The 18,369-nt window shown below is 73.6% G+C and carries 16 protein-coding genes; 12 read left to right on the top strand and 4 right to left on the bottom strand.

Features of this window, described 5'->3' with window-relative positions:
* Positions 1–312 precede the first annotated feature (312 nt).
* From ACIBAI_RS10550 to tyrS, 3 genes are read left to right on the top strand one after another with little or no spacing between them, the layout of a single operon-like run.
* Positions 313–1,836, top strand: a complete 1,524-nt coding sequence (locus ACIBAI_RS10550) for a TldD/PmbA family protein (RefSeq protein WP_399032849.1) — start codon at positions 313–315, stop codon at positions 1,834–1,836.
* Positions 1,833–3,227 (top strand): metallopeptidase TldD-related protein, encoded by a 1,395-nt coding sequence (locus tag ACIBAI_RS10545; RefSeq protein ID WP_399032848.1) that lies wholly within the window; start codon positions 1,833–1,835, stop codon positions 3,225–3,227. The genes ACIBAI_RS10550 and ACIBAI_RS10545 overlap by 4 nt, the downstream gene beginning before the upstream one ends.
* Before the next feature lie 55 nt (positions 3,228–3,282).
* Positions 3,283–4,551, top strand: coding sequence for a tyrosine--tRNA ligase (tyrS, locus tag ACIBAI_RS10540; RefSeq protein ID WP_399032846.1), 1,269 nt, complete (start codon positions 3,283–3,285; stop codon positions 4,549–4,551).
* Between the two features lie 66 nt (positions 4,552–4,617).
* On the opposite strand, the gene ACIBAI_RS10535 is transcribed toward tyrS, so the two are convergent.
* Positions 4,618–4,893, bottom strand: coding sequence for a GlsB/YeaQ/YmgE family stress response membrane protein (locus ACIBAI_RS10535; protein WP_399032844.1), 276 nt, complete (start codon positions 4,891–4,893; stop codon positions 4,618–4,620).
* Between the two features lie 259 nt (positions 4,894–5,152).
* Between ACIBAI_RS10535 and ACIBAI_RS10530 the strand changes: the two genes are divergently transcribed.
* The gene (locus ACIBAI_RS10530; RefSeq protein ID WP_399032842.1) at positions 5,153–5,542 is read left to right on the top strand and encodes a DUF3099 domain-containing protein; all 390 of its coding nucleotides are present in this window, start codon (positions 5,153–5,155) and stop codon (positions 5,540–5,542) included.
* Between the two features lie 217 nt (positions 5,543–5,759).
* On the top strand, positions 5,760–5,984 hold the full coding sequence (locus tag ACIBAI_RS10525; protein ID WP_344608237.1) for a hypothetical protein: 225 nt from the start codon (positions 5,760–5,762) through the stop codon (positions 5,982–5,984).
* A gap of 117 nt (positions 5,985–6,101) precedes the next feature.
* Here the strand turns inward: ACIBAI_RS10525 and moaA are convergent, their stop codons facing one another.
* The 3 genes from moaA to ACIBAI_RS10510 form a co-directional block, all read right to left on the bottom strand.
* Positions 6,102–7,091: a GTP 3',8-cyclase MoaA gene (gene moaA / locus ACIBAI_RS10520; protein WP_399032840.1), complete on the bottom strand. Its 990-nt coding sequence runs from the start codon at positions 7,089–7,091 to the stop codon at positions 6,102–6,104.
* 156 nt (positions 7,092–7,247) lie between these two features.
* A complete protein-coding gene (locus tag ACIBAI_RS10515) occupies positions 7,248–8,873 on the bottom strand; it encodes a cation acetate symporter (protein WP_399032838.1) in 1,626 nt (541 codons plus the stop codon).
* The gene (locus tag ACIBAI_RS10510) at positions 8,870–9,226 is read right to left on the bottom strand and encodes a DUF485 domain-containing protein (protein ID WP_399032836.1); all 357 of its coding nucleotides are present in this window, start codon (positions 9,224–9,226) and stop codon (positions 8,870–8,872) included. Before ACIBAI_RS10510 ends, ACIBAI_RS10515 begins: the two co-directional genes overlap by 4 nt.
* Before the next feature lie 316 nt (positions 9,227–9,542).
* On the opposite strand from ACIBAI_RS10510, the gene ACIBAI_RS10505 reads away from it, so the two are divergent.
* The 7 genes from ACIBAI_RS10505 to ACIBAI_RS10475 all read left to right on the top strand — a co-directional run bounded on the left by ACIBAI_RS10505 (position 9,543) and on the right by ACIBAI_RS10475 (position 18,367).
* Complete coding sequence (locus ACIBAI_RS10505; protein WP_399032834.1) at positions 9,543–11,072, top strand: S8 family peptidase; 1,530 nt, start codon at positions 9,543–9,545, stop codon at positions 11,070–11,072.
* A gap of 58 nt (positions 11,073–11,130) precedes the next feature.
* Positions 11,131–12,672, top strand: coding sequence for a S8 family peptidase (locus ACIBAI_RS10500; RefSeq protein WP_399032833.1), 1,542 nt, complete (start codon positions 11,131–11,133; stop codon positions 12,670–12,672).
* Between the two features lie 462 nt (positions 12,673–13,134).
* Entirely contained in the window at positions 13,135–14,142 is a 1,008-nt protein-coding gene (locus ACIBAI_RS10495) for a CopD family protein (RefSeq protein WP_399032831.1), read from the top strand.
* A 90-nt stretch (positions 14,143–14,232) separates the two neighbouring features.
* Positions 14,233–15,264, top strand: coding sequence for a DEDDh family exonuclease (locus tag ACIBAI_RS10490; protein WP_399032830.1), 1,032 nt, complete (start codon positions 14,233–14,235; stop codon positions 15,262–15,264).
* Positions 15,265–15,327: 63 nt separating this feature from the next.
* On the top strand, positions 15,328–15,561 hold the full coding sequence (locus tag ACIBAI_RS10485) for a hypothetical protein (protein WP_399032829.1): 234 nt from the start codon (positions 15,328–15,330) through the stop codon (positions 15,559–15,561).
* A 92-nt stretch (positions 15,562–15,653) separates the two neighbouring features.
* Positions 15,654–16,448, top strand: coding sequence for an SURF1 family protein (locus ACIBAI_RS10480; RefSeq protein ID WP_399032827.1), 795 nt, complete (start codon positions 15,654–15,656; stop codon positions 16,446–16,448).
* Positions 16,449–16,582: 134 nt separating this feature from the next.
* Positions 16,583–18,367 carry a glycoside hydrolase family 15 protein gene (locus tag ACIBAI_RS10475; protein WP_399032825.1) on the top strand — a complete coding sequence of 595 codons (1,785 nt, stop codon included), beginning with the start codon at positions 16,583–16,585 and terminating at the stop codon, positions 18,365–18,367.
* The last annotated feature ends 2 nt before the right edge of the window (positions 18,368–18,369 follow it).

Here is an 18,369-nt window from a genome sequence, read left to right as displayed (position 1 = left end):
GGGGCGGAGGCGGTGGCCGTCCCCGAGCGGCCCCCGCCCCCGGCGACGGGCCCGCGGTACCGGGCGGCCGGTCCGGGGCCGGGCGGCGGCCCACCGCGCGCACCCGCCCGGGCCCGGGGTTCCGGCCGGGCTTCCCGGCCGCGCCGGCAGGGGCCGCCGCGAGGCGGGGCCGGCCGGCGGGGCGTCCGGCGTCCCCCTGTCACCGAGGAATGTGCCGGTGTGCGGCGTGGTGCGACATGCTTCACTTCCGTCCTGCGCGCCACCGGCTCGGACAGGACGGACCCAACGGTCGCCACGAAGGGAATCCCACCCGTGCCCCATGACATCGATCAGTCGTTTCTGGCACTCCCCCTACGCCCCCTCGCCGACGCCGCCCTGGCCCGCGCCCGTTCGCTCGGCGCCGAGCACGCGGACTTCCGCTTCGAGCGGGTGCGCAGCGCCTCCTGGCGGCTCAGGGACGCCCGGACCGCCGGGTCGTCGGACACCACCGACCTCGGGTACGCGGTGCGCGTGGTGCACGGCGGCGCCTGGGGCTTCGCCTCCGGCGTCGACCTGACGCCGGACGCCGCCGCCAGGGTCGCCTCGCAGGCGGTGGCCATGGCGAAGCTCTCCGCGCAGGTGACCGAGGCCGCCGGGTCGGACGAGCGGGTGGAGCTGGCCGACGAGCCGGTGCACGCCGACCGGACGTGGGTCTCGTCGTACGAAATCGATCCGTTCACCGTGCCCGACGAGGAGAAGACCGGGCTGCTGGCCGAGTGGAGCGCGCGGCTGCTGGCGGCCCACGGGGTCGACCACGTCGACGCCTCGCTGCTCACCGTGCACGAGAACAAGTTCTACGCGGACACCGCCGGGACCGTGACCACGCAGCAGCGGGTGCGGCTGCACCCGGTGCTCACCGCGGTGTCGGTGGACGACTCCAGCGGCGAGTTCGACTCGATGCGCACCCTCGCGCCGCCGGCCGGACGCGGCTGGGAGTACCTCACCGGCACCGGCTGGGACTGGGAGGGCGAACTGGAGCAGATCCCGGAGCTGCTCGCCGAGAAGATGCGCGCCCCGAGCGTCGAGCCGGGAGTGTACGACCTGGTCGTCGACCCGTCGAACCTGTGGCTGACCATCCACGAGTCCATCGGCCACGCGACCGAGCTGGACCGGGCGCTCGGCTACGAGGCCGCCTACGCCGGCACCTCCTTCGCCACCTTCGACCGGCTCGGCAAGCTGAAGTACGGCTCGGAGCTGATGAACGTCACCGGCGACCGCACCGCCGAGCACGGCCTGGCCACCGTCGGCTACGACGACGAGGGCGTCGAGGCGCAGTCCTGGGACCTGGTGAAGGACGGCGTCCTGGTCGGCTACCAGCTGGACCGGCGCATCGCGCGGCTGACCGGGTTCGAGCGGTCCAACGGGTGCGCGTACGCCGACTCCCCCGCCCATGTGCCGGTGCAGCGCATGGCCAACGTGTCGCTGCGGCCGGACCCGGCCGGGCTGTCTACCGAGGACCTGATCGGCAGCGTGGACCGGGGCGTCTACGTCGTCGGGGACCGGTCCTGGTCGATCGACATGCAGCGGTACAACTTCCAGTTCACCGGGCAGCGGTTCTTCCGGATCGAGAACGGGCGGCTCGCCGGGCAGCTGCGGGACGTCGCCTACCAGGCGACGACGACCGAGTTCTGGGGGTCGATGACCGCGGTGGGCGGCCCGCAGACGTACGTCCTGGGCGGTGCCTTCAACTGCGGCAAGGCCCAGCCGGGCCAGGTGGCCGCCGTGTCGCACGGCTGCCCCTCCGCCCTCTTCAAGGGAGTCAACATTCTGAACACCACCCAGGAGGCCGGTCGATGAGCCCGCGTACGAACAAGCCGCACGAGCTCGTCGAGCGCGCCCTGCAGCTGTCCCGGGCCGACGGCTGCGTCGTGATCGCCGACGAGCACTCGACCGCCAACCTGCGCTGGGCGGGCAACGCGCTCACCACGAACGGCGTCACGCGCGGACGCACGCTCACCGTCGTCGCCACCGTCGACGGCCGGGAGGGCACCGCCTCCGGCGTCGTCTCCCGCTCGGCGGTGACCGCCGACGAGCTGGAGGCCGTGGTGCGGGCGGCCGAGGCCGCCGCGCGGGGCGCCGGGCCGGCCGAGGACGCGCAGCCGCTGGTGGCGGGCGTGCCGGAGTCCCCCGGCTTCGCCGACGCGCCCGCCGAGACGTCGTCGGCGGTGTTCGCCGACTTCGCGCCGGCGCTCGGGGAGGCGTTCGCCCGGGCCCGGGCGGGCGGGCGGGAGCTGTACGGCTTCGCCCACCACGAGGTCGTCTCGACGTACCTGGGCACGTCGACGGGGCTGCGGCTGCGGCACGACCAGCCGACCGGGACGCTGGAGCTGAACGCCAAGTCGCCGGACGGGCTGCGGTCGGCGTGGACGGGCCGCTCCACCCGGGACTTCACGGACGTCGACCCGGCGGCGCTCGACGCCGAGCTCGCCGTACGCCTCGGCTGGGCCGAGCGGCGCGTCGAGCTGCCCGCGGGGCGGTACGAGACGCTGCTGCCGCCGACCGCGGTGGCGGACCTGCTGATCTACCAGCTGTGGTCGTCCTCGGGCCGGGACGCGGCCGAGGGGCGGACCGTGTTCTCCCGGCCGGGCGGCGGCACCCGCGTCGGCGACCGGATCAGCGGGCTGCCGCTGACGCTGCGCAGCGACCCGGCCGAGCCGGGGCTCCAGACCGCGCCCTTCGTCATCGCGCACTCCTCCGGGGGCGACCAGTCGGTGTTCGACAACGGGCTCCCGGTCCGGGGCACCGACTGGATCCGCGAGGGGAAGCTCGCGCACCTGACGACCACCCGGCACAGCGCGGCCCTGACCGGGCTGCCGGTGGCCCCGGCGATCGGCAACCTGGTGCTGGACGGCGGCGCGGACCGCTCCCTGGACGAGATGGTCGCGGACACCGGGCGCGGGCTGCTGCTGACCTGCCTGTGGTACATCCGCGAGGTCGATCCGGCGACGCTGCTGCTGACCGGCCTGACCCGGGACGGCGTCTACCTGGTCGAGAACGGCGAGGTCGTCGGCGCGGTGAACAACTTCCGGTTCAACGAGTCGCCGGTCGGCCTGCTGGGCCGGGCCACGGAGGCGGGGCGCACGGAGAAGACGCTGCCGCGGGAGTGGAGCGACTGGTTCACCCGGGCGGCGATGCCGCCGCTCAGGGTCCCGGACTTCAACATGAGCTCGGTCAGCCGGGGCGTATAACCTCGTAGTCGGCTGTCGCCCCGGCAGCCGAGGATCTTCGAGGAGAACGAGAACCGTGACGGACATCGTCGACGACCTGAAGTGGCGCGGGCTGTTCGCCCAGTCCACCGACGAGGACGCTTTGCGCAAGGCGCTCGCGGACGGTCCCGTCACGTTCTATTGCGGCTTCGACCCGACGGCGCCGTCCCTGCACGTGGGCCACCTGGTGCAGGTGCTCACGGTGCGCCGGCTCCAGCAGGCCGGGCACCGGCCGCTGGCGCTGGTCGGCGGCGCCACGGGCCTGATCGGCGATCCGCGCCCGACCGCGGAGCGCACGCTGAACTCGCCGGAGACCGTCGCGGGCTGGGTCGAGAGGCTGCGCCGCCAGATCGAGCCGTTCCTGTCCTTCGAGGGTGGGAACGCGGCCGTGCTGGTCAACAACCTCGACTGGACGCAGGGCCTGTCCGCGATCGAGTTCCTGCGGGACGTCGGCAAGCACTTCCGCGTCAACAAGATGCTGACGAAGGAGTCCGTGGCCCGGCGTCTGGAGTCCTCCGAGGGCATCAGCTACACGGAGTTCAGCTACCAGCTCCTGCAGGCCATGGACTTCCTCCAGCTGTACCGGAAGTACGGCTGCACGCTCCAGCAGGGCGGCAGCGACCAGTGGGGTAACCTCACGGCGGGCCTGGACCTGATCCACCGGCTGGAGCCGGACGCCACCGTGCACGCCTTCGCGACGCCGCTGATGACGAAGGCGGACGGCACCAAGTTCGGCAAGACCGAGGGCGGCGCCGTCTGGCTCGACCCGGAGATGACCACGCCGTACGCGTTCTACCAGTTCTGGCTGAACGTCGACGACCGGGACGTCAACCGTTACCTGCGCATCCTGTCCTTCCGGTCCCGCGAGGAGCTCGAGGAGCTGGAGCGGCAGACCGAGGAGCGCCCGCAGGCCCGCGCGGCGCAGCGCGCGCTCGCCGAGGAGCTGACGACGCTGGTGCACGGCGCCGGGCAGACGGCCGCCGTGATCGCCGCGTCCAAGGCGCTCTTCGGCCAGGGCGAGCTGGCGGAGCTGGACGAGGGGACGCTGGCCGCGGCGCTGGCGGAGGTGCCGCACATCAAGGTCGCCGAGCCGGGCCCGGTCGTGGACCTGTTCGCCGGGACCGGTCTGGTGGCCAGCAAGTCGGCCGCGCGCCGCACGGTCAAGGAGGGCGGCGCCTACGTGAACAACGTCAAGGTCGCCGGCGAGGACGCGGTCCCCGCCCGGGAGGACCTGATCCACGGGCGCTGGCTGGTGCTGCGCCGGGGGAAGAAGAACCTGGCGGCGGTCGAGGTCACCGGCGCGTGACGCGCCGCGCGGGTCCGCGTGCCCCGACGGGGCGCGCGGACCCGCGCGCCGGGCGGCGGTGCGGGTTCACGCCCGGCGCCTCTTGCCGCGGATCTGCAGGTACGCCATGTCGACGAAGAAGACGATGACGACCGCGGCCACCAGCTGGAAGATGTGCCGGCTCCAGTCGATGCCCCTGGTCTCGTCGACGCCGATGCCCCGGGCGATGGCGTTGCCGACGATCGCGCCGAGGATGCCGCAGAGGGTGGTCAGCCACAGCGGACTGTGCTGCTTGCCCGGGATGACCGCCTTGGCGATCAGGCCGAGCACGAATCCCACGATGATCGCCCACAACCAGCCCATGGCTGCCTCCTCGTCCGGCTCCACGTGAGCAGTACGGCCAGTGTCGGCCGGTACGGGGTCCGGCGCACGCCCCGTACGGCCATCCGGGGCACCCGGTGTGCGGAACCCGGCGTACGCCGTTCGTGCAGGCCGGGGTGGACCCGGTCTCGTGGACGGCGCAGGCGCGGCGTACCGTGGGAGCTGTCCGGGTCCGGTTCCCGACCGGCCCGGGCCGGTGCGGGGGCGAGAACGGTCCTATGCGGGCGGATGGTGGAATGTGATGCGGAAGCAGCATGGCGGCGGCAACGGCCAGGTGTTCCGGATCACCGGAGCCCGGACGGGCCTTCAGGAGGACGTGCGCGGCCGGCAACGCCGGTACGTGATCTCGATGTCGGTCCGTACGCTGTCGGTGATCCTCGCGGCGACGCTCTGGAACGTGGAACGGCACGTCGCGATCGTGGCCCTGGTGCTCGGCGCGGTCCTGCCCTACATCGCGGTGGTGATCGCCAACGGCGGGCGGGAGAACGCGCCGTCGCTGCCGTCGACGTTCGTGGCGCCGCCGGCGCGGCCGATGCTCGCGCCGCCCCGGGCGGAGGACGGCTCCGCGGAACCCGCCGCGGAGGACATGGCGTCCGGCTCGGCGCCGGGCGCGCGGAGCGAGCGGCCGTGACCGCGGCGGGCCGGGACGGTGGCGGGCCGCTCCGGCCGGGCCCGGGAAAACCTCAGATCAATCATGTTGTTCCGGTGCCGGGCGGCAGGCCGACCGTGACATACTTCGTAGGCGCTCCGCATCCCCCGTCGGAGCGACGGACCGACGCCGGGCAGCTCCCCCCGTGGCTGCTCGGCGTCGTCCTTGTGTGCGCCGACCGGGTTAGGGTCGGCGTGTGATGGTCCCTGATCCCGATACGCCGATCTGTTCCGCCAAGGGCTGCCGTGCCGCCGCCGTCTGGGTGCTCGCCTGGAACAACCCGAAGATCCATCCGCCGGAGCGACGCAAGACGTGGCTGGCGTGCGAGGAGCACCGGGAACACCTGTCGCAGTTCCTCGGGGTGCGCGGGTTCCTGAAGGACGTCGTCGGCTTCGAGGAGTGGGCGGCGGCCGGGAACTCCTAGCCCCGGCGCGGGCTTCCGGAGCGCTCGGCTCCGGTGCCCCGGCGGGCCTCGTACCGGACGCGGCCGGGTGCGGCGGGAGCGGGCGCCGGGCGTCGCGCCGGGGTGGACCCGGCCGGCCTAGCCCCCGATCGCGGACATCGGCCGGTCGGGCTGGACGAACGAGGGGTCGTCCAGGCCGGCGCCCGCCTTCTTGCCCCACATGGCCAGCCGCCAGATGCGGGCGATCTCCTCGTCGGGGGCGCCGGAGCGCAGGGCGGCGCGCAGGTCGGTCTCCTCGCGGGCGAACAGGCAGGTGCGTATCTGGCCGTCGGCGGTGAGGCGGGTGCGGTCGCAGGCGGCGCAGAACGGGCGGGTGACGGAGGCGATGACCCCGACGCGGTGCGGGCCGCCGTCGACGATCCAGCGCTCGGCGGGGGCCGAGCCGCGCTCCTCGGAGCCCTCGGGGGTCAGGTCGAAACGGGTGCGCAGGGAGGCCAGGACGTCGCCCGCGGTGATCATGCCGTCGCGCTTCCAGCCGTGCTGGGCGTCCAGGGGCATCTGCTCGATGAAGCGCAGCTCGTAGTCGTGCTCGATCGCCCAGGCGAGCAGGTCCGGGGCCTCGTCGCCGTTCAGTCCCGGCATCAGGACCGAGTTCACCTTCACCGGGGTCAGGCCCGCCTCGCGGGCCGCTTCGAGACCTTCGAGGACGTCCTTGTGGCGGTCGCGGCGGGTGAGGGCCTTGAAGACGTCGGGACGGAGGGTGTCCAGGGAGACGTTGACCCGGTCCAGGCCCGCCGCCTTCAGAGCCCGCGCCGTGCGCTTCAGGCCGATGCCGTTGGTGGTGAGGGACGTCCGGGGGCGCGGGTCGAGGGCCGCGACACGCTCGACGATGCCGGTCAGGCCGGGGCGCAGCAGGGGCTCGCCGCCGGTGAAGCGGACCTCCTCGATACCGAGGGAGGCGACGGCGATGCCGATCAGGCGGACGATCTCGTCGTCGGTGAGCAGGTCGGGCTTGGCCAGCCACTGCAGGCCCTCCTCGGGCATGCAGTAGGTGCACCGCAGATTGCACCGGTCGGTCAGCGAGACCCTCAGGTCGGTGGCCACTCGGCCGTAGGTGTCGATGAGCACGTGGGCCCCTCCCTCGACGCGGATCGTGCGCGGAGCACGTCCCCTCGGTGTCTGCGAGCCTACGCGACCCCGCCGACAACGTCACAGGACCGGCCCACCACGTGGGACGCGGCCCCGCCGTGGAAAGCCACGGCGGGGCCGCGCGCCGGCGTCCGCTCAGTGGGCGCCGGTGCCGGTCAGGGACCGGACCTCCAGCTCCGCGTACTTGGCGGCGTCCGGTTCCTCCTTGGACAGGACCGTGCCGAGCCAGCCCATCAGGAAGCCGAACGGGATGGAGATCAGGCCGGGGTTCTTCAGCGGGAACCAGGCGAAGTCGACGTCGGGGAACATCGCCTTGGGGTCGCCGGAGACCACGGGCGAGAACAGCACCAGCCCGACCGCCACGATCAGGCCGCCGTAGATCGACCACAGCGCGCCCTGGGTGGTGAACCGCTTCCAGAACAGGCTGTAGAGGATGGTCGGCAGGTTGGCGGACGCGGCGACCGCGAAGGCCAGGGCGACCAGGCCGGCCACGTTCAGGTCGCGGGCGAGCGCGCCGAGCGCGATGGAGACGATGCCGATGAAGACGGTCGCCCAGCGGGCCGCGCGCACCTCCTCCGCGCCGGTGGCCTCGCCCTTGCGGATGACGTTGGCGTAGATGTCGTGCGCGAAGGAGGAGGACGAGGCGAGGGTGAGGCCGGCGACGACGGCGAGGATCGTCGCGAAGGCCACCGCCGAGATGGTGGCGAGCAGGATCGCGCCCCAGGCCGAGTCGACGCCGCCGATGTGCAGGGCGAGCAGGGGGGCCGCCGTGTTGCCGGACGGGTTGGACTCGATGATCTCGTCCTGGGAGATCAGCGCGGCGGCGCCGAAGCCGAGGGCGATGGTCATCAGGTAGAAGGCGCCGATGATGCCGATGGCCCAGTTCACGGACTTCCGGGCGGCCTTGGCGTTGGGCACCGTGTAGAAGCGGATCAGGATGTGCGGCAGGCCGGCGGTGCCGAGCACCAGGGCGATGCCGAGGGAGATGAAGTCCAGCTTGGAGGTGCCGGTGGCGCCGTACTGCAGGCCGGGCTCCAGGAAGGCGGCGCCCTTGCCGCTGTTCTCGGCGGCCCGGCCGAGCAGGTCGGAGATGTTGAAGTTGAACTTCAGCAGCACCAGGAAGGTGATCAGCAGGGTGCCGCCGATGAGCAGCACGGCCTTGACCATCTGGACCCAGGTGGTGCCCTTCATGCCGCCGATGGACACGTACACGATCATCAGGATGCCGACCAGGGCGACGATGAGGATCTTGCCGGCGTCGGAGGTGATGCCGAGCAGCAGCGAGACCAGGACGCCCGCGCCCGCCATCTGGGCCAGCAGGTAGAAGATCGACACGACGATCGTGGAGGTGCCGGCGGCGGTGCGGACCGGGCGCTGGCGCATCCGGTAGGCGAGGACGTCGCCCATGGTGTAGCGGCCGGAGTTCCTGAGCGGTTCGGCCACCAGCAGCAGCGCCACCAGCCAGGCGACGAGGAAGCCGATGGAGTACAGGAAGCCGTCGTAGCCGAAGAGGGCGATCGCGCCCGCGATGCCGAGGAAGGACGCGGCCGACATGTAGTCGCCGGAGACCGCGAGCCCGTTCTGGAAGGCGCTGAACTGGCGGCCGCCCGCGTAGAAGTCGGCCGCGTCCTTGGTCTGCCGGCCCGCCCAGACGGTGATGACCAGGGTGGCCAGGACGAACACCGCGAACAGGGAGATGATCAGCGGCCGGTGCTCGCTCGCCTCGCCCGCGGCGAGAAGGGTCTGCTGTGCGGGGCTCATGCGCCGCCCTCCATCCGGGTCTTGATGGCCTCGGCCTTGGGGTCGAGCTTCGCGGCGGCGTGCCGCGAGTACCACCAGGCGATGACGAACGTGGTGACGAACTGGGCGATGCCGAAGACGAAGGCGACGTTGATGTTGCCGAACAGCTTGGTGCCCATGAAGCCGCCCGCGTAGTTCGACAGCAGCACGTACAGCAGGTACCAGGCGACGAAGGCGATGGTCAGCGGGAACGCGAAGGAGCGGAAGGAGCGGCGCAGTTCACCGAACTCCGCGCTCTGCTGCACCTCGTTGAACTCCTCGGCGGAGGGAAGGGTGCGTTGCTCTCTCGAGGGGGGCGGTGCGTCGGTGGCCACGGAGTCTCCTCGTACGACGGACATGAGCGGTATGGACCTCACAGTGATGTGGATCACGTGGGCCGGGTGGCGATGGTAGGCGTCCCCGGCGCGATCCGACAGGGGGGCTCGATCGTGCTCGTGCTCCCTGCCCAACGTCACGGCGGCGCGCGAGTACCGGTTCAACCCTCCGGGGCTCTTTCCGAACTCACTTCCGGGAAATCATTGCTGGCCAGCGGCTTCGGGAGATAGCTTCACCCTGCACCACCGTCATGTACCTGCCCGAGCACCACCTGTGTCTCGGGCCGGTTTCGTTTCAGGATGATGTGGAGACCCCATGGCTCATCTGCGTCCCAGACGCCGGCTCGCCCTCGCCGTGCCCGTCGTGCTGTCGCTGACCGCCTCGCTCGGCTTCCTGCCGGCGGCCGCGTCGGCGGCCCCGCGGACCGCCTCCGCCGCGCAGGCCGCGGACGCGCCGGAGCTGGCGTACGTCGTGAACACCAGGGCGGACGCCCGCACCATCGCGTCGGTGAAGAAGGCGATCACCGCGGCCGGCGGCACCGTCGTGGCCACCTACGGCAAGATCGGCGTGATCGTCGTCCACTCGGCGAACCCGGACTTCGGCCCGCAGATACGCGCGGCGCGCGGCGTGCAGTCGGCGGGCGCCACGCGGACGGCGCCGCTGGTCGCCGCGGGCACCACGGACGAGGGCGCGGCCGACTACCTGACGGCCGCGGAGGCCGCGAAGGTCGAGGCCGCCTCGGCGGCCGCCCCCGGCAGCGAGCCACTGGAGGCCGACCAGTGGGACCTGCGCGCGATCGGCGCCGACCGGGCCGCCCGGATCAACCCGGGCAGCAGCAAGGTGACCGTCGCCGTGATCGACACCGGCGTCGACGACACCCACCCCGACCTCGCGCCGAACTTCTCCGCGTCCCAGTCGGCGAACTGCGTCGGCGGCGTCGCGGACACCAGCGAGGGCGCCTGGCGGCCGTACACCGCCGACGACTACCACGGCACCCACGTGGCCGGTGAGATCGCCGCGGCCCGCAACGGCATCGGCGTGGCCGGTGTCGCGCCGGGCGTGAAGGTGGCCGGCATCAAGGTCAGCGACCCGCACAACGGCCTGTTCTACCCGGAGAACGTCGTGTGCGCCTTCGTGTTCGCCGCCGACCACGGCGTGGAGATCACGAACAACAGCTACTACGTGGACCCGTGGCTGTACAACTGCGAGGACGACCCCGACCAGAAGGCGATCGTCGACGCGGTCAACCGGGCCCAGCTGTACGCCCAGAAGAAGGGCATCCTGCACCTGGCCTCGGCGGGCAACTCCAACCACGACCTGGACGCGGACGCCATCGTCGACGACTCCAGCCCCGACGACTCCACGCCGGTGACGCGCACGATCGACCCGCACGAGTGCTTCGACGTGCCGACCCAGCTGCCGGGCGTGGTCACGGTCAGCGCGACGGGCGTGCAGAACCTCAAGTCGTACTACTCCTCGTACGGCGAGGGCGTCGTCGACGTCGCGGCGCCGGGCGGCGACCGCCGCTACCAGATTCCGGACACGCCGTCGAAGGACGGCCGGATCCTGTCCACCATGCCGAACAACCAGTACGCCTTCCTGCAGGGCACCTCGATGGCCTCGCCGCACGCCGCGGGCGTCGCCGCGCTGCTGAAGTCGAAGTACCCGCACGCTACGCCGGCCCAGCTGCAGGCGCTGCTGAAGGCGCAGGCGAACGAGACGGCCTGCCCCGCCTCCTACGACCAGGACGGCGACGGCACGCAGGACGCGGTGTGCGAGGGCGGCAAGCGCGGCAACGGCTTCTACGGCGCCGGCATCGTCGACGCGCTGCGCGCGGTCGAGTAGCCCGCGCCCGGGACCGCAGCTCCCCGAAGCCTTCCGAACGAACTGGAGACACTCACCTATGACAGCGCCTCACCCGCGCCTGCGGCGCGCGATCGCGATCCCGCTGGGCATGGCCATGGCGTCCGCTCTGGCGTTCCTGCCCCAGGCCACGGCCACCGCGGCGGACCTGCCCGCGGCGGACGCCCTGACGGCCGCGGCCGACGGGACCTCGCTCAGCTACGTCGTCAACGTCCGCCCCGGGCACGCCCCCTCGGCGCACGTGAAGAAGGCGATAGCCGAGGCCGGCGGCACGATCGTGACGTCGTACGACCAGATCGGCGTGATCGTCGTCCACTCGGCGGACCCCGGCTTCGCCGAGGCCGTGCGCACGGTGCGCGGCGTGCACTCGGCGGGCGCCACCCGCACCGCGCCGCTGCCCTCGGCCGCGACGACCGACATGGGCACGCCGAAGGTGCTCAGCGCGCGGGAGGCCGCCCAGGCCGCCGAGGCCGCCGGGGCCGCCGACGGGCAGGACCCGCTGCAGCCGCTGCAGTGGGACCTGCCCGCCATCAAGGCGGACCGGGCGCACGAGAAGTCGCTCGGCAGCAGCGAGGTGACGGTCGCCGTCATCGACACCGGCGTCGACGACACCCACCCCGACCTCGCGCCGAACTTCGACCGGGCCGCGTCGGTCAACTGCGTGTCGGGCAAGCCCGACACCACCGACGGCGCCTGGCGGCCGGGCGCGGCGGAGAGCCCGCACGGCACGCACGTGGCGGGCGAGATCGCCGCCGCGAAGAACGGCGTCGGCATGACGGGCGTCGCGCCCGGGGTGAAGGTCGCCGGCATCAAGGTGTCCAACCCGGACGGCTTCTTCTACACGGAGGCCGTGGTCTGCGGCTTCGTGTGGGCGGCCGAGCACGGCGTCGACGTGACCAACAACAGCTACTACACCGACCCGTGGTACTTCAACTGCACCGACGACCCCGACCAGAAGGCGCTGGTGGAGGCCGTCACCCGGGCCGCGAAGTACGCGGAGCGCAAGGGCGCGGTCAACGTCGCGGCGGCCGGCAACGAGAACTACGACCTCGCCGCCGACGAGATCGCCGACCCGTCCTCGCCGAACGACTCCACGCCCGGGGAGCGGGTCGTCGACCCGTCCCGGTGCTACGACATCCCGACCCAGCTGCCGGGTGTCGTCACGGTCGCGGCGACCGGCGCCAAGGGCCTGAAGTCGTCCTTCTCCAACTACGGCCGGGGGGTCGTCGACATCGCGGCTCCCGGCGGTGACTCGACGGCGTACCAGACGCCGGCGCCACCCGCGACCAGCGGCCTGATCCTGGGCACGCTGCCCGGCGGCCAGTGGGGCTACATGGCCGGCACGTCGATGGCGTCGCCGCACGTCGCGGGCGTCGCCGCCCTGATCAGGTCGACGCACCCGCACGCCTCCCCCGCGCTGGTGAAGACCCTGCTGTACGCGCAGGCCGACGCCACGCCGTGCACGGACCCCTACGACATCGACGGCGACGGCAAGGTCGACGCGGTGTGCGAGGGCCCGAAGAACCGCAACGGCTTCTACGGCTGGGGCACGGCCGACGCGCTGGACGCGGTGACCAGGTAGCGGCGCGGGCACGACGCGCGCGTGCGGCGGGCCGGACGGGGCGATCGCCCCGTCCGGCCCGCTTCGTCCGCCGGGCGGGAGGCCCGGCACGCGCCGGGACGGGAGTCCCCGCGCCCGGCCGCCCGAACGCCCGCGGCCGCCCGGCCCCGGCGGCGGCCGGCCCCGCGGTCCGCCGCACCCCCGGTGCGCTTCCGGGCGCTGTGCGCGAAGCGGCCGGCGGTCGCGGACAGCGCCGGGCGGCCCTCCCCGGTCCCGTGGACGACGGCCGGCGCACACCGTGGGCGCCGTACGCGCGGCGGCCCGGCCGGCCGGGCGTGTCCCCCGGGGCGCGCGGGGGCGGTTCCCCCCGGTGGGCCGGGACCGGGGCGGCCGGGGACGCGCTCCCGCGCGCCCCGCCCCGTACCGCCCGCCCGTCGTCCCCCTGACTTGCCCGGTCCTGCGGCCGGTGGCGAAGATCCCGGAGTGACCCTGACACGACCCTCCTCCGGGGTGGCCGGCGCGCGCGGCGCCCCGGAGCGTTCCGGCGCCGGCCGCGCCGTGGCCGTCCTCGTGCTGGTGGCGCTGGCCGCGCTGATCCCGCTGCTCGGCCCGTCCGCCGCGCTGCACGGCACCGGGGAGGCCGCCCCGCCCGGCGCCGGGGGCATAGCCCTGCTGCGCACGGTGCTGTTCGCGGCGCTGTGCGTCCCGGCCGGTGAGCTGTTCGTCGCCCGGCTGGCCCGCGCCGTGCCCGGCGCTCCCCCGGCCCGGCCCCGCAGCTGGTCCCCGTACGCGGCCGCCGCCGGCCTCCTCGCCGCCCTGGGACTCGCCTCGGTGGTGGCCACGGGCAATCTCGTGCCGCGCTCCCTCGCCGACATCGACGTCGGCGGCCTGTACGAGACCCGCGAGGGCGCGCTCGCCCTGCTGGAGGTCAACGCCTTCGTCGTGGCCGGGCTGTGCGCCCTCTCGGGCCGGCCCGCCGCCCAGGTCTGGCCCCTCGCGGCGGTCGTCGTCGCGGAGGCCCTGCGCGCCCATCCGCCCACCGAGCACACCCCCCTGGCCGGTTCCGGGCTGACGCTCGTGCACCTGACGTGCGCGGCACTGTGGACGGGCGGCCTGCTGCACGCGCTGCGCACCCTGCGGCGGTGGCCCCGCGCCGGGGCCGGCGCGGCCCTGCTGGGCCTGTACGCGCGCGTGGCGGCCGTCCTGCTGGCCGCCGTCACGGCGACGGGCGTGTGCAGTTCGCTGCGCCGGATGCCGCCGGACACGGTGGTGGACCAGCTGACGGCGACGGCGTACGGGCGCACCCTGCTGGCGAAGGTGCTCCTGGTGGCGGCCGTCGCCGCCCTCGCCCTGTGGGCGCGGGTCCGGCTGCGCCGGGCGGCCGACCCGCTGGCGGCCTGCTCCCCCGCGTGGGCGGAGGTCGCGGCCCTGGGGGCGGTGGTCGCGGTGTCGGGCCTGCTGACGGCGCTGCCGCTGCCGATCAGGTGGTGATCCCGGCGTCGTCACCGGGGCCGGAGGGGCGGTCCGCACCGGGCACCTGGCCCACGGTGCTGTCAGTCGCGGCCCGTATCCTCAGGGACCATGCTCGAAGACCACACGACCGCAGCGTCCTCCCCCGCACCGTGGCCGGCCGCGTATCCGCAGGGGTACGCGGTCGTCGACGTGGAGACCACCGGCCTGGCCCGGGACGACCGCATCGTCTCCGCGGCCGTCTACCGGCTGGACGCGCGCGGCGAGGTCGAGGACCACTGGTACACGCTGGTCAATCCGGAGCGCGACCCCGGGCCGGTGTGGATCCACGGCCTGACGAGCGAGGTGCTGCAAGGGGCTCCCCTCTTCGCGGACATCGCCGAGGAGTTCGCGGCCCGGCTCCGGGGCCGCGTCCTCGTCGCGCACAACGCCGTCTTCGACTGGCAGATGATCGCCCGGGAGTACGCCCGCGCCCGGTGCGAGGCGCCGGTGCGGCAGCGGCTGTGCACCATCGTGCTCGCCAAGGAGCTGGGCCTGCCGCTGCCCAACCACAAACTGGAGTCGCTCGCCGCGCACTTCGGCGTGGTCCAGCGGCGGGCGCATCACGCGCTGGACGACGCGCGGGTGCTGGCGGAGGCGTTCCGGCCGAGCCTGCTGGCCGCGGCGGCGGGCGGTCTGCGGCTGCCGCTGCACGAGTGCCGGCCGCTGACCGAGTGGACGGACCGGCCCGCGCCCCGGACCGGGCAGGGGGCGGGGTACGGCGGTCACCGGGCGGGCGGCTGGCGCCCCTCCCGCAGGAGGCCCGCGTGCCCCTACCCCAACCCCGGGCGGTACGAGGAGGGCGGGCGTCTCAAGCAGGGCATGCGGGTCGCCTTCTCCGGGGACACCTCCGTCGAGCGGGAGCTGCTGGAGGACCGCGCGACCGAGGCCGGGCTGCACGTCGCCACCAGCCTGTCCCGGCTCACCAGCCTGCTGGTGACGAACGACCCGGACTCGGGCACCTCGAAGGTGGCCAAGGCCCGGCAGTACGGCACGCCGATCGTGGACGAGGCGGCGTTCGGGCAGCTGCTGCGGGACGTCGAGCCGGCGGACGGCCGGCCCGGGCAGGCCCCGGACCCGCACGGCACCCGTACGGACGGGTGATTGCCGGGCGACTCGCCCGGCGCCCGCTCGCCCGCGCCGCGCCGACCGCCCACCCTGTGGCGCATGGCGACATGTGAAGTGTGCGGCAACGACTACGGAATGACCTTCGAGGTCCACGCGCAGGGCGCGGTGCACGTGTTCGACTGCTTCTCCTGTGCGATCCACCGCATGGCACCCATCTGCGAGCACTGCCGGGTGCAGATCATCGGGCAGGGGGTCGAGGTCGAGGGCCACTGGTACTGCGGTGCCCACTGCGCCCGCGCCGAGGGGAGGACGGGCATCGTCGACCGGGTCTGAGCACCCCGCGGACGGTTTCCGGACGCGCCCCGGGGACGGGCCCGGGCGCACCCGCCCGAGTGCACCCCGCGACCGGGTTGTACCGTCGTGGGGTGTACCGCTTCCTGCTGTCCCGCCAATGGGTGATCCTCACCCTCGTGGCGCTCGCGCTCATCCCCACGATGATCGAGCTGGGCTTCTGGCAGCTGCACCGCCATGAGCACCGCGTCGCGCTGAACCGGGTGATCGCCGACTCACTGGCGGCGAAGCCCGTGCCGGCCGAGTCCCTGACCTCGCCCGGGGCGGAGGTCGGGCGCGAGAACCTGTACCGCCGGGTGACGGCGAAGGGCCGCTTCGACGCCGCGGACGAGGTCGTCGTGCGCCGCCGCACCAACGCGGACGACGAGGTCGGCTACCACGTCCTGACCCCCTTCGTGCTCGACGACGGCAAGGTCCTCGTCGTCAACCGGGGCTGGATCCCCGCCGACGGGCCGAGCCAGACCTCGTTCCCGGAGATCCCGGCGCCCCCCTCGGGGGAGATCACCGTCACCGGGCGGCTGATGCCGGACGAGACGACCGAGGGCAGCGGGATCAAGAACGTCCGGGGCCTGCCGGACCGCCAGGTCATGCTGATCGACAGCGAGCAGCAGGCCGAGCGCCTCGGCAAGCAGGTCCTCGGCGGCTACATCGAGCTGACCTCGCCCGCACCGAAGGGCGACACGCCGGAGCTGATCCCGGCCCCCGGCCACGACGACATCGGCCCGCACCTGGCGTACGCCATCCAGTGGTGGCTGTTCTGCGCGGGCGTTCCCGTCGGCTGGTTCGTCCTGGTCCGCCGCGAGGCCCGCGAACGCGCGGAGGCGGCGCGGCGGGAGGAGACGGCGCGGGCGGAACCGGCAGCGGTGTGACCCGCGCGCGGCCCGTCCCGGGCCGCGCGCACCCGCGGGCCGGCGCTCCCCGTCCCCTGCGCCGCCGGCCTGTTCCGCTCCTCTTCCCCGTCCCGCCCTGATTGCCGCCGCGGCCCGCCGGGAACCCGGATCCCGTGCACCCCCGTATCGAGGACTACGCACTCATCGGCGACGAGCAGACCGCGGCCCTGGTCGGCATGGACGGGTCCGTGGACTGGCTGTGTCTGCCCCGCTTCGACTCGGCCGCCTGCTTCGCCCGGCTGCTCGGCGACGAGGAGAACGGCCACTGGCGGATCGCCCCCGAGGGCGCCGGGCGCTGCACCCGGCGCGCCTACCGCCCCGACACCCTGGTCCTGGACACCGAGTGGGAGACCGACCAGGGCGCGGTCCGCGTCACCGACCTGATGCCCCAGCGCGACCGCGCCCCCGACCTCGTACGCATCGTCGAGGGCCTGCGCGGTGAGGTGACCGTGCACAGCGTGCTCCGGCTGCGCTTCGACTACGGCTCGATCGTGCCGTGGGTGCGCAGGGCCGACGGGCACCGGGTGGCCGTGGCCGGGCCGGACTCGGCGTGGCTGCGCAGCGAACCCGAGGTGCGCAGCTGGGGCGAGGAGAACGCCACCCACGCGGAGTTCACCGTCACCCCGGGCGACAAGGTCGCGTTCGTGCTCACCTGGCACCCCTCGCACGAGCCGCGGCCGCCGCTGGTCGACCCGTTCGAGTCGCTGCGGCACAGCGTGGCGGACTGGCGGGCCTGGGCGTCCCGCTGCCGCTACCACGGGCCGTACCGGGACGCCGTGGTGCGTTCCCTGATCACCCTCAAGGCGCTCACGTACGCCCCCACCGGCGGCATCGTCGCCGCCGCCACGACCTCGCTGCCCGAGGAATTGGGCGGGGTGCGCAACTGGGACTACCGCTTCTGCTGGCTGCGCGACTCCACCCTCACCCTGGGCGCGCTGCTGGCGGCCGGCTACCAGGAGGAGGCCGAGGCCTGGCGCGACTGGCTGCTGCGCGCGGTCGCGGGCGACCCGGCGGACCTGCAGATCATGTACGGCCTGGCGGGCGAGCGCCGGCTGCCCGAGTTCGAGCTGCCCTGGCTGTCCGGCTTCGCCGGCTCCCGGCCCGTGCGGATCGGGAACGGCGCCGTGAAGCAGCTGCAGCTGGACGTGTACGGCGAGGTCATGGACACGTTGTCGCTGGCGCGGGACGCGGGTCTGCCGGCCAAGCCGGACATATGGGCGGTGGAGTGCGCCCTGATGGACTTCCTGACGACGGCCTGGCGGCAGCCGGACGAGGGGCTGTGGGAGGTGCGCGGCGGGCGCCGCCACTTCGTGCACTCGAAGGTGATGGTGTGGGTGGCCGCCGACCGGGCCGTGCGCACCCTGGAGCGGTACCCGCGGCTGGACGGCGACCTGGAGGGCTGGCGGAGGCTGCGCGAGGAGGTGCACCGGGAGGTGTGCGAGCTGGGCTACGACCCGGAACGCAACACCTTCACGCAGTCCTACGGCTCGCGCGAGCTGGACGCCGCGCTGCTGCTGATCCCGCGCGTGGGTTTCCTGCCGCCGGACGATCCGCGGGTGCTGGGCACCATCGACGCGGTCCGCAAGGAGCTCGGCCACGAGGGCCTGCTGCACCGCTACAGCACCGAGGACACCGCCGTCGACGGGCTGCCGGGCGGCGAGGGCACGTTCCTGGTGTGCTCGTTCTGGCTCGCGGACGCGCTGCACATGACGGGCCGTACCGAGGAGGCCCGGGAGCTGTTCGAGCGGCTGGTCGGACTCGCCAACGACGTGGGCCTGCTGTCCGAGGAGTACGACCCCGTCTCCGGCCGCCAGCTCGGCAACGTGCCGCAGGCGTTCAGCCACATCGGCCTGGTGAACACCGCCCTCGCCCTGTTCGGGACCGAGGGGGCAGGATAAGG

The organism is Streptomyces sp. NPDC051041 (genome assembly GCF_044456065.1).
Lineage (GTDB): Bacteria > Actinomycetota > Actinomycetes > Streptomycetales > Streptomycetaceae > Streptomyces > Streptomyces glaucus.
Note: the sequence above shows the minus strand (reverse complement) of the source record. Positions and strands in the feature narration are given on the sequence as shown.

What these genes read in the sequence shown, in the direction of transcription:
- ACIBAI_RS10545 (WP_399032848.1), top strand. Translation starts at nt 1,833, where the DNA reads ATGAGCCCGCGTACGAACAAGCCGCACGAGCTCGTCGAGCGCGCCCTG.
- ACIBAI_RS10500 (WP_399032833.1), top strand. Translation starts at nt 11,131, where the DNA reads ATGACAGCGCCTCACCCGCGCCTGCGGCGCGCGATCGCGATCCCGCTG.
- ACIBAI_RS10525 (WP_344608237.1), top strand. Translation starts at nt 5,760, where the DNA reads ATGGTCCCTGATCCCGATACGCCGATCTGTTCCGCCAAGGGCTGCCGT.
- ACIBAI_RS10530 (WP_399032842.1), top strand. Translation starts at nt 5,153, where the DNA reads ATGCGGAAGCAGCATGGCGGCGGCAACGGCCAGGTGTTCCGGATCACC.
- ACIBAI_RS10505 (WP_399032834.1), top strand. Translation starts at nt 9,543, where the DNA reads ATGGCTCATCTGCGTCCCAGACGCCGGCTCGCCCTCGCCGTGCCCGTC.
- ACIBAI_RS10515 (WP_399032838.1), bottom strand. Translation starts at nt 8,873, where the DNA reads ATGAGCCCCGCACAGCAGACCCTTCTCGCCGCGGGCGAGGCGAGCGAG.
- ACIBAI_RS10485 (WP_399032829.1), top strand. Translation starts at nt 15,328, where the DNA reads ATGGCGACATGTGAAGTGTGCGGCAACGACTACGGAATGACCTTCGAG.
- ACIBAI_RS10490 (WP_399032830.1), top strand. Translation starts at nt 14,233, where the DNA reads ATGCTCGAAGACCACACGACCGCAGCGTCCTCCCCCGCACCGTGGCCG.
- ACIBAI_RS10535 (WP_399032844.1), bottom strand. Translation starts at nt 4,893, where the DNA reads ATGGGCTGGTTGTGGGCGATCATCGTGGGATTCGTGCTCGGCCTGATC.